Origin of the sequence: Pseudonocardia benzenivorans CB1190, assembly GCF_000196675.2 — a bacterium.
Taxonomy (GTDB): domain Bacteria; phylum Actinomycetota; class Actinomycetes; order Mycobacteriales; family Pseudonocardiaceae; genus Pseudonocardia; species Pseudonocardia benzenivorans.
On the sequence record NC_015312.1, the window covers coordinates 3,014,125 to 3,026,440 of the forward strand.

The 12,316-nt window shown below is 75.0% G+C and carries 14 protein-coding genes; 11 read left to right on the forward strand and 3 right to left on the reverse strand.

The features are described from left to right. Positions 1-169: 169 nt before the first annotated feature. From hisD to hisI, 9 genes are all read left to right on the forward strand, one after another. A complete protein-coding gene (gene hisD, locus PSED_RS14355) occupies positions 170-1,489 on the forward strand; it encodes a histidinol dehydrogenase (RefSeq protein WP_041761231.1) in 1,320 nt (439 codons plus the stop codon). After that, positions 1,486-2,625: a histidinol-phosphate transaminase gene (locus PSED_RS14360; protein ID WP_013674973.1), complete on the forward strand. Its 1,140-nt coding sequence runs from the start codon at positions 1,486-1,488 to the stop codon at positions 2,623-2,625. Before hisD ends, PSED_RS14360 begins: the two co-directional genes overlap by 4 nt. Beyond that, positions 2,622-3,224, forward strand: a complete 603-nt coding sequence (gene hisB, locus PSED_RS14365; protein ID WP_013674974.1) for an imidazoleglycerol-phosphate dehydratase HisB — start codon at positions 2,622-2,624, stop codon at positions 3,222-3,224. The genes PSED_RS14360 and hisB overlap by 4 nt, the downstream gene beginning before the upstream one ends. Before the next feature lie 482 nt (positions 3,225-3,706). Then, positions 3,707-4,342 carry an imidazole glycerol phosphate synthase subunit HisH gene (gene hisH / locus PSED_RS14370; protein ID WP_041759668.1) on the forward strand — a complete coding sequence of 212 codons (636 nt, stop codon included), beginning with the start codon at positions 3,707-3,709 and terminating at the stop codon, positions 4,340-4,342. A 5-nt stretch (positions 4,343-4,347) separates the two neighbouring features. Further along, on the forward strand, positions 4,348-4,707 hold the full coding sequence (locus tag PSED_RS14375; RefSeq protein WP_132975449.1) for a hypothetical protein: 360 nt from the start codon (positions 4,348-4,350) through the stop codon (positions 4,705-4,707). Between the two features lie 18 nt (positions 4,708-4,725). Beyond that, entirely contained in the window at positions 4,726-5,760 is a 1,035-nt protein-coding gene (locus PSED_RS14380) for a uroporphyrinogen decarboxylase family protein (protein WP_013674977.1), read from the forward strand. A 49-nt stretch (positions 5,761-5,809) separates the two neighbouring features. Next, positions 5,810-6,577, forward strand: coding sequence for a bifunctional 1-(5-phosphoribosyl)-5-((5-phosphoribosylamino)methylideneamino)imidazole-4-carboxamide isomerase/phosphoribosylanthranilate isomerase PriA (gene priA, locus PSED_RS14385; RefSeq protein WP_013674978.1), 768 nt, complete (start codon positions 5,810-5,812; stop codon positions 6,575-6,577). Then, complete coding sequence (gene hisF / locus PSED_RS14390; RefSeq protein ID WP_013674979.1) at positions 6,577-7,347, forward strand: imidazole glycerol phosphate synthase subunit HisF; 771 nt, start codon at positions 6,577-6,579, stop codon at positions 7,345-7,347. The genes priA and hisF overlap by 1 nt, the downstream gene beginning before the upstream one ends. Further along, positions 7,344-7,697 (forward strand): phosphoribosyl-AMP cyclohydrolase, encoded by a 354-nt coding sequence (hisI, locus tag PSED_RS14395; protein ID WP_013674980.1) that lies wholly within the window; start codon positions 7,344-7,346, stop codon positions 7,695-7,697. The genes hisF and hisI overlap by 4 nt, the downstream gene beginning before the upstream one ends. A gap of 12 nt (positions 7,698-7,709) precedes the next feature. Here hisI and PSED_RS14400 read toward each other — a convergent pair whose 3' ends face one another. Next, on the reverse strand, positions 7,710-8,588 hold the full coding sequence (locus tag PSED_RS14400) for an oxygenase MpaB family protein (protein ID WP_013674981.1): 879 nt from the start codon (positions 8,586-8,588) through the stop codon (positions 7,710-7,712). A gap of 109 nt (positions 8,589-8,697) precedes the next feature. After that, positions 8,698-9,612, reverse strand: coding sequence for a hypothetical protein (locus PSED_RS14405; protein WP_013674982.1), 915 nt, complete (start codon positions 9,610-9,612; stop codon positions 8,698-8,700). 107 nt (positions 9,613-9,719) lie between these two features. Between PSED_RS14405 and PSED_RS14410 the strand changes: the two genes are divergently transcribed. Together PSED_RS14410 and PSED_RS14415 are read left to right on the forward strand one after the other, a co-directional pair. Further along, entirely contained in the window at positions 9,720-10,979 is a 1,260-nt protein-coding gene (locus tag PSED_RS14410) for a sensor histidine kinase (protein ID WP_013674983.1), read from the forward strand. Further along, a complete protein-coding gene (locus PSED_RS14415) occupies positions 10,976-11,650 on the forward strand; it encodes a response regulator transcription factor (protein WP_013674984.1) in 675 nt (224 codons plus the stop codon). Before PSED_RS14410 ends, PSED_RS14415 begins: the two co-directional genes overlap by 4 nt. Positions 11,651-11,679: 29 nt before the next feature. Here PSED_RS14415 and PSED_RS14420 read toward each other — a convergent pair whose 3' ends face one another. Next, positions 11,680-12,291: a TetR/AcrR family transcriptional regulator gene (locus tag PSED_RS14420; RefSeq protein ID WP_233899405.1), complete on the reverse strand. Its 612-nt coding sequence runs from the start codon at positions 12,289-12,291 to the stop codon at positions 11,680-11,682. Positions 12,292-12,316 lie beyond the last annotated feature (25 nt).

Genomic DNA, 12,316 nt, shown 5'->3' on the forward strand with positions numbered 1-12,316 from the left:
GAACTCGGGCGCACTGCGCGACGCCCAGGCGGCGCCCTCGCGGCGTTGGTCGAGTGCGTCGACACCACAGCGGTATCGCCACACCCGCCCGCCGTGCGATGACACCACCTGGACGCCGCTCGCTACGGCCGGAGTTCTCCAGCACCCTCCTGGCCGTACGCTGATGGCCATGCTTCGCCGTCTCGACCTGCGCCACGACACCCTGCCCCGGCCCGCCGTCCTGCGGGGGATCGTGCCCAGGGCCGCGATCGACGTCGACGCCGCGCTCGAGATCGTCCGGCCCATCGTCGACGCGGTCCGCGACCGCGGCGTCGAGGCCGCGCTGGAGTACACCGAGCGCTTCGACAAGGTCCGCCCCGCGAGCGTGCGGGTGCCCGCCGAGGCGCTCGCCGCGGCGCTCGACGCGCTCGACCCGGCGGTCCGCGCGGCGCTGGAGACCTCGATCGAGCGCGCGCGGACGGTGCACGCCGAGCAGCGGCGCACCGACGTCGTCACGAACGTCGTGCCGGGCGGGACGGTCACCGAGCGGTTCGTACCGGTCCGCCGTGTCGGCCTCTACGCGCCGGGCGGGCTCGCGGTCTACCCGTCGTCGGTGGTGATGAACGTGGTGCCGGCGCAGGCGGCCGGCGTCGAGTCGCTCGTCGTCGCGTCGCCGCCGCAGGCCGACAACGGCGGCCTCCCGCACCCGACGATCCTCGCCGCCGCCGCGCTGCTGGGGGTCGACGAGGTGTGGGCCGTCGGTGGCGCGCAGTGCGTCGCGCTGCTCGCCCACGGTGGCACCGACACCGATGGGGGAGACCTCGAGCCCGTCGACATGGTCACCGGGCCCGGCAACATCTACCTCACCGCCGCGAAGCGACTGCTGCGCGGCCTGATCGGGATCGACGCCGAGGCCGGCACCACGGAGATCGCCGTGCTCGCCGACGCGACGGCCGACCCGGTGCACGTCGCCGCGGACCTGATCTCCCAGGCCGAGCACGACCCCAATGCGGCGTCCGTCCTGGTCACGACGTCGGAGGAGCTCGCCGACGCCGTCGACGCCGCGCTCGTCCCGATGGTCGGGTCCACCAAGCACACCGAACGCATCCGCACCGCGCTCTCGGGCCCCCAGTCCGGCACGATCCTCGTCGCGAACCTCGACGACGCGGTCGCCGTCGTCGACGCCTACGCCGCCGAGCACCTGGAGATCCAGACGGCCGACGCCCGCGCGGTCGCCGCCCGCGTCCGCAACGCCGGCGCGATCTTCGTCGGGGCCTGGTCGCCGGTGTCGCTGGGCGACTACTGCGCCGGCTCCAACCACGTGCTGCCCACCGGCGGCTGCGCCCGGCACTCGGGCGGGCTGTCGGTGCAGACGTTCCTGCGCGGCATCCACGTCGTCGAGTACACCGAGGACGCGCTGCGCGACGTGGCCGACCAGGTCGTGACGCTGGCCGTCGCCGAGGACCTGCCCGCCCACGGCGAGGCCGTCACGGCCAGGTTCGCCCGATGACCGCGGTGTCCCAGCCCGTGGTGGGCGCTGAGGTCCGGCTGGACGACCTCCCGCTGCGTGCCGACCTGCGTGGCAAGAGCCCCTACGGCGCGCCCCAGCTCGACGTGCCGGTGCGGCTCAACACCAACGAGAACCCGTACCCGCCGCCCGCCGAGCTGGTCTCCGACGTCACGGGCGCGGTCGCGGCCGCCGCCGTCGACCTGCACCGCTACCCGGACCGCGATGCGGTCGACCTGCGCACCGACCTCGCCGAGTACCTCACGCGCCGCACGGGCGTCGCGCTCACCGCGGCCAACGTGTGGGCCGCCAACGGCTCCAACGAGATCCTCCAGCAGATCCTGCAGGCCTTCGGCGGCCCCGGGCGGCGCGCCGTCGGGTTCGAACCGTCGTACTCGATGCACCCGATCATCTCCTCGGGCACGCAGACCGAGTGGGTGCCCGCGCCCCGGACCGCGACGTTCGGCATCGACATCGCCGCCGCCCGCGCGGTGCTGACCGAGCGGGCCCCCGACGTCACGTTCCTGACCAGCCCGAACAACCCCACCGGCCAGTCGCTCGACCCCGACGAGGTCGCGTCCCTGGTCGACGCGGCACCCGGGATCGTCGTCGTCGACGAGGCCTACGGCGAGTTCTCCTCGCACCCCAGCGCGATCCGCCTCCTCGACACCCACGGCGACAAGCTGATCGTGTCGCGCACCATGAGCAAGGCGTTCGCCTTCGCGGGTGGCCGGCTGGGCTATCTCGCGGCCGCGCCCGCCGTCGTCGACGCGCTGCAGCTCGTGCGCCTGCCCTACCACCTCTCGGTGCTCTCGCAGGCCGCCGCCCGCGCTGCGCTGAGACACGCCGACGCCACTCTCGCCTCGGTCGCGCTGCTGTCGGCCGAGCGCGACCGGGTCATGGCCGCGCTGGCCGCCGGGGGCTTCGCCGTCGTCCCCAGCGATGCCAACTTCGTGCTCTTCGGCCGCTTCGCCGACGCGCCGCGCGCCTGGCGGGCGTTCCTCGACCGCGGCGTCCTGATCCGCGACGTCGGCATCCCCGCGCACCTGCGCGTCACCGTCGGCACCCCCGAGGAGAACGACGCCTTCCTCGCGGCCGCCACGGCGCTCGCCACGACCGAACTGGAGACCGACCGATGACCGGACGGGTCGGGCGCGTCGAACGCGCCACCAAGGAGACCAAGATCAGCGTCGAGATCGACCTCGACGGCACCGGCACCGCCGACGTGAACACCGGCGTGCCGTTCTTCGACCACATGCTCGACGCCTTCGGCAAGCACGGCGCCTTCGACCTGCGCGTGCACGCCGACGGCGACACCCACATCGACGTGCACCACACCGTCGAGGACACCGCGATCGTGCTGGGCCAGGCGATCCGGCAGGCGTTGGGGGACAAGAAGGGCATCCGCCGCTTCGGCGACGCCTGGATCCCGATGGACGAGGCGCTGGCGCAGTGCGTCGTCGACGTCTCGGGGCGGCCCTACACCGTGCACACCGGGGAGCCGGAGATGATGCGCGGCTTCGTCGTGGGCGGGCACTACCCGACGGTGCTCAATCGGCACGTCTTCGAGTCGCTGGCCTTCCACGGGCACCTCGCGCTGCACGTGCGGGTGCTCGACGGTCGCGACCCCCACCACATCACCGAGGCGGAGTTCAAGGCCGTCGCGCGCGCGCTGCGTGCCGCCACCGAACCCGACGCCCGGATCACCGGCATCGCCTCGACGAAGGGCGCGCTCTGACCCTGCCCGCCCGGCTGTGCTCGGGTACTGAGGTGTCCCGCGCCCGGGCGACGGCGGGTGATCGGCGTTCGGGGGACATGAGCGCAGCTGCGTGCGCTCATGTCCCCGGTTCAGCGATCGACCTGCGTGCGGCGCCCTCCGACGGCCCACGGCGGGTTTCCTCATGGCTGCGTCGGTCGCCGCGTGGATGATCGGTGTGTGCGCGTGTCCGTGGCTCGGTGGGGCCGGGGGCAGGTGCGCTCGCTCGGCCGAGTCCGTCGCGCGGTGGCGGGCGCCCCGTGCCCCGTGGCAATCACCCGAGCCCGCTGCCCTGCGGCGGAGGGCCATCAGCGGGCCGGCCCCGCACTCGTGATCAGCATGTGCGGGACTCGAGCGCATTCCACGGCGCCCACGTCCCCCGTTCGGTGATCACCTGTGGCGGGGCGGGGTCGGAGCGGGCCTCGCGGTGCGGGGCCGCGGCCGGGCCCGTCTATCCTTGCCGGGTGTCGCGGATCGTCGTGCTGGACTACGGATCGGGCAACCTGCGCTCCGCCGAGCGTGCGTTGCGCCGTGTCGGCGCCGACGTCACGGTGACCGCCGACGCCGACCTGGCGGTCGAGGCCGACGGGCTCGTCGTGCCGGGGGTGGGCGCGTTCGCGGCGTGCATGACCGGGCTGCGCTCGGTCGGGGGCCCGCGGATCATCGAGCGGCGGCTCGCCGGCGGCCGTCCGGTGCTGGGCATCTGCGTCGGGATGCAGGTGCTGTTCGACCGTGGCGTCGAGTGGGGCGAGGAGACCGACGGCTGCGGGCAGTGGCCGGGCACCGTCGAGCGGTTGAAGGCCGACGTGTTGCCGCACATGGGTTGGAACACCGTCCGCGCCCCCGAGGCCAGCGTGCTGTTCGCCGGGCTGCCCGCCGACACCCGCTTCTACTTCGTCCACTCCTTCGGCGTGCGCCGCTGGGAGCTGGAGGAGTCGGACGTGCTGCGTCCGCCCCTGGTCACGTGGGCTCACCACGGCGAGGACTTCGTCGCCGCCGTCGAGAACGGGGCGCTCGCCGCGACCCAGTTCCACCCCGAGAAGTCGGGTGACGCGGGCGCGGCGGTGCTGTCCAACTGGCTGCGCGACGTCGTCGGCTGACACCCGTGACGACCCGTAAGCGCAAGCCCGCCTCGACGAGCAGCCGGTCGGGCGCCTCGACGCCGAAATCCCGGCGGACGAGCACCCGCAGCACGACAACCCGCAGCACGACCACCCGCAGGACGCCGAGGCGCCGCACGACCACCCGGCGGCGCACGTCGTCGGCGAGCACGGTGGGCAGCGTCGTCGGCGCGGCACTGGCCGGTGTGCTGGCGAGCGCGCTCGGCGGGATCCCGTGGTGGGGCTGGGTGCTGCTGATCGTCGTGGGGCTCGTCGTGGGGCTCGCGTGGGCGGCTGCCCGCGGCCGGGCGGCGCTGCGCGCCGAGGGACAGGGTGGGACCGCCCCGGAGGAACCTGCCCGCTGACCGTCACCAGGAGGCCTTGTGAGTGCGTTGCCGCTGCTGCCGACGTCGCTCGTCGGCAGCTACGTCCAGCCCGACTGGCTGATCGACCGCGACAAGCTGTCGGGCCGACTGCCACCGCGGGTCCGTGCGAAGGAGCTGTGGCGGGTCGCGCCGGAGTTCCTCGCCCAGGCGCAGGACGACGCGACGCTGCTCGCGATCCGGGCGCAGGAGCGGGCGGGTCTGGACATCCTCACCGACGGCGAGATCCGCCGGGAGAGCTACTCCAACCACTTCGCGACGGCCCTCGACGGGGTCGACGTCGACAACCCGGGCACGGCGATCGACCGCACGGGCCACCCGAACCCGGTGCCGCGCATCGTCGGGCCGATCGCCCGGTCCGCCCCGATCGAGGTGCGCCACCTGCAGTTCCTGCGGGCCGCGACCGACCGGACCGTCAAGATGACCGTTCCCGGCCCGTTCACGATGAGCCAGCAGGCCCAGAACGACCACTACCCCGACGCCGAGGCGGCCGCGATGGGCTACGCGGCGGCCGTCAACGCCGAGATCCGCGACCTCTTCGCCGCGGGCGCCGACGTCGTGCAGATCGACGAGCCGTACATGCAGGCCCGCCCCGATGCCGCCCGTGCCTACGGCCTGGCCGCGCTCGATGCCGCGCTCGACGGTGTCGAGGGGACGACGGCCGTGCACATCTGCTTCGGCTACGCCGCGATCGTCCACGAGCGGCCCGAGGGCTACTCGTTCCTCCCGGAGCTCGCGGGGTGCAGCGCCGACCAGATCTCCATCGAGACCGCCCAGTCCGGACTGGACCTGGGCGTGCTCGCCGACCTCGCGGACAAGACGATCGTCCTCGGGGTCATCGACCTGTCCGACCCGGCCGTCGAGTCGCCCGAGACCGTCGCCGCCCGCGGCCGCCGGGCGTTCGCGCACACCACACCCGAGCGGATCGTGCTCGCGACCGACTGCGGGATGAAGTACCTGCCGCGGGCCTCGGCCGAGGGCAAGCTGGCCTCGCTCGCGGGAGGAGCGGCGTTGTTGCGCGCGGAGCTGGGCTGAGCGCGGACCGTTCGGCGGTTGCGGAAGGCCGCCTCGGTAGGCTCGGCGCGTGAGCTTCACGCTGCTGCCCGCCGTCGACGTCGCCGACGGCCAGGCCGTCCGCCTCGTCCAGGGCGAGGCCGGGACCGAGACCGGTTACGGCGACCCGCTGGAGGCCGCGCTCGCCTGGCAGCGCGACGGGGCCGAGTGGATCCATCTCGTCGACCTCGACGCCGCCTTCGGCCGCGGCTCCAACGCCGACCTGCTCGCGGGGGTCGTCGGCCGGCTGGACGTCAAGGTGGAGCTGTCGGGCGGGATCCGCGACGATGCGTCGCTCGAGCGCGCGCTGGCCACCGGCTGCGCCCGGGTCAACCTCGGCACCGCGGCGATCGAGAACCCCGACTGGTGCGCCGCGGCCATCGCGAAGCACGGCGACAAGATCGCCGTCGGGCTCGACGTCAAGATCAAGGACGGGCAGCACCGGCTCGCGGCGCGCGGCTGGACCACCGACGGCGGCGACCTCTGGGAGGCCCTCGCCCGTCTCGACGGCGACGGGTGCGCCCGCTACGTGGTCACCGACGTCGGCAAGGACGGCACGTTGAAGGGCCCCAACGTCGACCTGCTGCGCGACGTCGCCGCCGCCACCCCGGCGCCGGTGATCGCCTCGGGCGGCATCGCCGAGGTGTCCGACCTCGTCACCCTCGCGCAGGCCAAGGCCGACGGCGCGAACATCGAGGGCTCGATCGTCGGCAAGGCGCTCTACGCGGGCCGGTTCACCCTGCCCGAGGCGCTGGCCGCCGTCGCCGCCGTGCGCGCGCAGGGTCGGGCGGCGGGCTGATGGGCGTCGCCGTCCGGGTCATCCCCTGCCTCGACGTCGACGCCGGCCGGGTCGTCAAGGGCGTCAACTTCGCCGACCTGCGCGACGCGGGCGACCCCGTCGAGATGGCCGCCGTCTACGACGCCGAGGGTGCCGACGAGCTGACGTTCCTCGACGTCACGGCGTCGTCGGGGGAGCGCGCCACGATGCTCGACGTGGTGCGCCGCACCGCCGAACAGGTCTTCATCCCGCTCACCGTGGGCGGCGGGGTCCGCACCCCCGAGGACATCGACACGCTGCTGCGCGCCGGTGCGGACAAGGTCAGCATCAACACCGCCGCCATCGCCCGGCCGGAGCTGCTGGGCGAGTGTGCGCGCCGGTTCGGGTCGCAGTGCATCGTGCTGTCGGTCGACGCCCGGCGCGTCCAGGACGGGCCGCCGACCGCCTCGGGCTTCGAGGTGACGACCCACGGCGGCCGCCGCGGCACCGGCATCGACGCCGTCGAGTGGGCGGCGCGGGGCCAGGAACTGGGCGTCGGGGAGATCCTGCTCAACTCCATGGACGCCGACGGCACCCGCGCCGGGTTCGACATCGAGATGATCGAGCAGGTCCGCAAGGTCGTCGACGTCCCGGTGATCGCCAGCGGCGGCGCGGGCAAGGTCGACGACTTCCTGCCCGCCGTGCGCGCGGGTGCCGACGCGGTGCTCGCGGCGAGCGTCTTCCACTTCGGGACGCTGCGCATCTCCGAGGTGAAGAACGGCCTGCGGGCCGGGGCGGTGGAAGTGCGATGACCCGCGTTCTCGACTCCGAGCTCGACCCCGCCATCGCCGGGCGGCTCAAGCGCAACGCCGACGGCCTCGTGTGTGCCGTCGTGCAGGCGCACGGCACCGGCGAGGTGCTGATGGTCGCGTGGATGGACGACGAGGCCCTGCACCGCACCCTGACCACGGGCCGCGGCACCTACTGGTCGCGTTCGCGCGAGGAGTACTGGGTCAAGGGCGACACGTCCGGACACGTCCAGCACGTCCGCGAGGTGCGGCTCGACTGCGACGGCGACGCGGTGCTCGTCGTCGTCGACCAGGAGGGCCCGGCCTGTCACACCGGCACCCGGACGTGCTTCGACGCCGATCTCCTGAGCTGAGAACCGGCCTGCTCAGCGCGCGGTGGCGGCGGGCGCGGGCGAGGGCGGCCCGGATGCCATCGCCCACCGGATTCCCGACGTCACCGCCCGGCCGCCGAGCCTGACGACGGTGCGGTCGAGCCGGGGCCGGTGGGGCAGCGCCAACGGAGAACGGGCCCACGGTGGCAGCAGTCCGACGGCGGCGGCGCCGAGCAACGCGTACGGGACCCGGGCGGGGCCGGGCAGCGGGGGCTCGCGGAGCAGGAAGTGCGCGGTGTCGCGGGCCGCGGGCGAGCCGTCGAGCTCGGGCCGGAACGCCTCGATCCGCGCCGCCAGCTCGGCCTCGGTCTCCGGTGGGTCGACGACCCCGAGCGCGCGGGCGACGACGGCGGCGTCGGCGACGTAGGCGTCGCGCCCCGTCGCGTCGAGCCGGGCCGAGCCGTAGGCCTGGTAGGCACGCAGGAAGCTGTCGATCTCGGCGATGTGCACCCATTCCAGCAGGTGCGGGTCCGACGCGGCGTACGGGCGCCCGTCGGGCGCGGTGCCGCGGACGCGCTCGTGCACCGACCGGATGCGGGCGATCGTCTCCTCGGCCAGCTCGGCGGGGCCGAACGTCGTGGAGGCGATGAAGTAGCTGGTCCGCGCCAACCGGCCCCATGGGTCACCACGGAACCCGGAGTGCCCGGCGACGCCCGCCATCGCCAAGGGGTGCAACGACTGCAGCAGCAGCGCTCGCAGCCCGCCGACGAACATCGCCGCGTCGCCGTGGACGGCGCGGATGGGCCGGTCCGTGGCGAACCAGCGCGGTCCGGGGGTGGCGTGGATGCGTTCGCGGCGCCCCGCGCCCTCGGCCCCGGCGACCTTCTCGAACAGCCCGGCCGCGATCCGTGCCCGCAGGCCTGCGACTCCCATGCCTCCATGATGCGCACGGCACCGTGCCCGGCGCGCGGCGGTCGTGAGTGGCGATGGTCGCCATGGCGACCATCGCCACGCACGGCCGCTCATGGCGTTCACGGGCTACTCACAGCGCGAGCAGTGCCGCGATCGCGCCGGACAGGCCCGCGAGCAGCCCGGTCACCGCGGCGAGGCCCGCCGCCGGGACCCCGCCGGTGGCCAGGGCGGTGGCGCCCATCGTCGTGACCGTCGACCACAGACCCCACGAGAACATCGCAGCGCACCCCGTCCATGCCGCGGTGACGGCGAGCCTGCGCGGCCCGCGGCGGCGGACCAGCGCGACCAGCCCCCATGCCCCGGCCACGGCGAGCAGCGCGTTCACGCTCTCGGTCATGATCGTGACGCCACCGCCGATCACCAGCCCCGTCGCGACGTGCAGCACGGCGCTGACCAGGGCGGTCACCGCGGCGCCGCCGGCGACGACGCGCAGCACCGGCTCGACGGCCGCCGCCCGCCGGACGGGATGGCGCAGCTGCGCCCCCCAGCGCTGACGGGCGTACCCGGCGAGCGCGGCGACGAGGAACACGCCCTGCCAGGCGAACCCGCCGTAGACCAGCGGCTGCACCCACGGCGCGAGCAGGCCCGGCTCGGGCGGTGTCCCCAGCGACAGCAGCGTCGCGGGCAGGATCGACACGGCCATCGGGACGAGGAACCCGGTGCCGACCCAGGTCGGCAGCAGCAGCGCCACGGCGGGCGCCTGCAGCCCGCGCCGGGTGGTCAGGGCGAGCGCGAGGGCGACGACGCACGCGTCCAGCGCCACCGTCACGACGTTGAGCACCGTCAGGGACGCGTCGTGCAGCAGCGTCGGATCGTGCACGCCCGCGCTGCCGCCCGTCAGCCAGATCGCCTTGAGCACGAGGTAGGGCACGGTCCCCGCGATTGCGGCGAGGCCGAGCAGCCGGTGGCCCGGGCGCGGCCAGGAGCGGGCAGGGCCGTCGGCCGGATGGCTGCGGATGCGTGCGGGGGAGGTCGTGGTCGTCATGGGTTCCACCGTCGCCGCCACGCCGTCCGGGCGACTCCCGCCGCGGGTGGAACCGGCTCCCTCGCGCGGGGGAGCGGGTACGGCGCGGGCTCTGCGACGATCGGGACGTGGGATGGCTGCGCCTGCTGTTCACCCCGCTCACCGACGGGGCGACGTGGCGACGCGCGCTGCACCTGCTGCTCGGCGCCGTGGTCGCGCTGCCGTACGGGGCGCTGGGCTGGCTCTTCGCCCTCGCGATCGGCTCCGGGGGACTCGACGTCGTCTCCGGGACGGTGCTGCTGGCACTCGCCGTGGCGGCGGGCGCCGCGGTGGCGTTCGCACCGGGGGTCCGCGCGTTGGAGGTCACCGCGGCGCGCGCGCTGCTCGACGCCGCCGTCCCCGGCACCGACGGTCGCGACGCGGCGCCGACCACCTGGTCCGCCCGCCGCCGCGCGGCCGGCTGGCTCGCCCTGAACGTCGTCGCCGGCGCGGTGACGGTGCTGGTGACGCTCGTCGTCGTACCGACGGCGATCGCGCTGGTCACGGCCCCCTGGCGCGACATCGCGCCCCTGCCGGTGGGCGCGGCCGCGGCGTGGTGCCCGGTCGCCGGGGTGCTGCTGGTGGTCCTGCTCGCGCACGCGGTGTCGGCGACCGGTGCCGTGCTGGGCCGGCTCGCGCCCGGGGTGCTGGGGCCGGACCGCCGGGAGCGGCTGCGCGCCGAGCTCGCGGCCGCGCAGCGCGTCGCCGACGACCTCGCCGTCCGCAACCGGCTCGCGCGCGAGCTGCACGACTCCGTCGGGCACGCCCTCACCGTCACGACGCTGCAGGCCGAGGCCGCCGCACGCGTCCTCGACGGCGACCCCGAGTTCGCCCGCCGCGCGCTCGGTGCGATCGCCGACGCCGGCCGCGGCGCATTGGCCGACCTCGACCACGTGCTGGGCATCCTGCGCGACGGGCCGGGCGAGAGCCCGCCGACGGCGCCCGCCGCCGACCTGGCCGATCTCCCCGGTCTGCTCGACGGCGCCCGGACGGCAGGCGTCGACGTCCGCCTCGACGTCCGCGGCGATCTCGGCGCCGTCCCGGCCGCGGTGTCGCGGGAGGCCTACCGGATCGTGCAGGAGTCGCTCACCAACGCGCTACGCCACGCCGGGCCGGTCCCGGTCGCGGTCCGCCTCGACGCGGGCGCCGGGCAGCTGGCCGTCGACGTCGAGAACCCGTTGGGGCACAAGGGGTCGACCGTCGAGCGCACGAGCGGTGGGCGCGGCGTCGCCGGGATGGCGGAGCGGGTGCGGGTGCTGCGCGGCGAGCTCGAAGCCGGACGCGAGGGCGACGCCTGGCGCGTCGCGGCCCGCCTGCCGTGGTCGGGTGCGTCAGGATCGGGTCCGTGACCGCGACCGGCGGTACGACCATCGGCGTCCTGCTCGTCGACGACGAGGAGCTCGTCCGGACCGGCCTGCGCGCGATCCTCGACTCCGAGCCCGGGATCCGCGTGCTGGGTGAGGCCGCCGACGGCGCCGAGGTGCCGGGCCTCGTCGCCCGGCTGCGCCCCGCCGTCGTGTTGATGGACGTCCGGATGCCCACCGTCGACGGGATCACCGCGACCCGCGCGCTGCTCGCCCGCCCCGACCCGCCGCGCGTGCTCGTGCTGACGACGTTCGGCAACGACGGCCACGTCTACGAGGCGCTGCGCGCCGGGGCGACGGGCTTCCTGCTCAAGCGGGCCCGGCCGGCCGACATCGTCTCGGCGGTGCGCACCGTCGCGTCGGGGGAGTCGCTGCTGTTCCCTGCCGCCGTCCGGGAGCTGGTCGCCGCCGTCGGACCGGACACCGGCGACCGGCTCGCGGGCCGCGGACTCACCGACCGCGAGTCGGAGGTGTTGCGCGGCATGGCCCGCGGCTTGTCCAACGCCGAGATCGCCGCCGAGCTGGTCCTCGGCGTCGAGACGGTGAAGACCCACGTCGGCAACGTGCTCGCCAAGCTCGGTGTGCGCGACCGGACCCAGGCGGTCGTGGCGGCGTTCGAGTCGGGCTTCGTCGACCCCCGGCGCCCCCTGCCGTGAGCGGCCGGCCCTCGTGGTCGGCCGGGCGGTCAGTCGAGCGGGCCGGTGAGGTAGCGCTGCAGGGTCGGAGCGGTCGCGGAGACGACCTCGTCGTGACCCGCCGACGCGATCGGCTCCAGCCGGAGCACGTAGCGGATCATGCCCAGCCCGATGATCTGCGAGCCGCACAACGCCGCCCGCAGCTCGTGGCGGTCCGGCGCGACCGGCCGCACGAGGCGCTGGGCGAGCGCGGTCCCGACGAACTCGCGCATCATCCCGGCCGCGGTCTCGTGCGAGGCGACGCTGCGGATCAGCGTCCCCAGCGGGGCCCCGCCGGTCGCGTCCCACACCCCCAGGAAGGTCCGGATGATCCGCGCTCCGAGCTCCTCGGGCGGCCCCGGCAGCACGCGGTCGAGGATCGTCGCGATGTCGATCGGGAAGTCGAGTGCCGCGACGAACAGCTGCTCCTTGCCGCCGAACCAGTGGTTGACCATCGCCGCGTCGACGCCCGCGCGCTCGGCGATGCGGCGCACCGTCGCACCGTCGAACCCGCGCTCGCCGAACTCGGCGCGTGCGGCCTCGAGCAGGGCGCCGCGGGTGTCCGCGCCCGCGCGTCGACGCCCGCGCCTGCGGGGGCTCTCGGAGGCGATCGGCTCGGCCACACCGCCATCTTCCCCGCCCGCTCCT

Bases quoted from the DNA above. Each gene is read 5' to 3' on its own strand.
- hisD (WP_041761231.1), top strand. From the start codon at position 170: ATGCTTCGCCGTCTCGACCTGCGCCACGACACCCTGCCCCGGCCCGCC.
- PSED_RS14360 (WP_013674973.1), top strand. From the start codon at position 1,486: ATGACCGCGGTGTCCCAGCCCGTGGTGGGCGCTGAGGTCCGGCTGGAC.
- hisB (WP_013674974.1), top strand. From the start codon at position 2,622: ATGACCGGACGGGTCGGGCGCGTCGAACGCGCCACCAAGGAGACCAAG.
- hisF (WP_013674979.1), top strand. From the start codon at position 6,577: ATGGGCGTCGCCGTCCGGGTCATCCCCTGCCTCGACGTCGACGCCGGC.
- hisI (WP_013674980.1), top strand. From the start codon at position 7,344: ATGACCCGCGTTCTCGACTCCGAGCTCGACCCCGCCATCGCCGGGCGG.
- PSED_RS14400 (WP_013674981.1), bottom strand. From the start codon at position 8,588: ATGGGAGTCGCAGGCCTGCGGGCACGGATCGCGGCCGGGCTGTTCGAG.
- PSED_RS14405 (WP_013674982.1), bottom strand. From the start codon at position 9,612: ATGACGACCACGACCTCCCCCGCACGCATCCGCAGCCATCCGGCCGAC.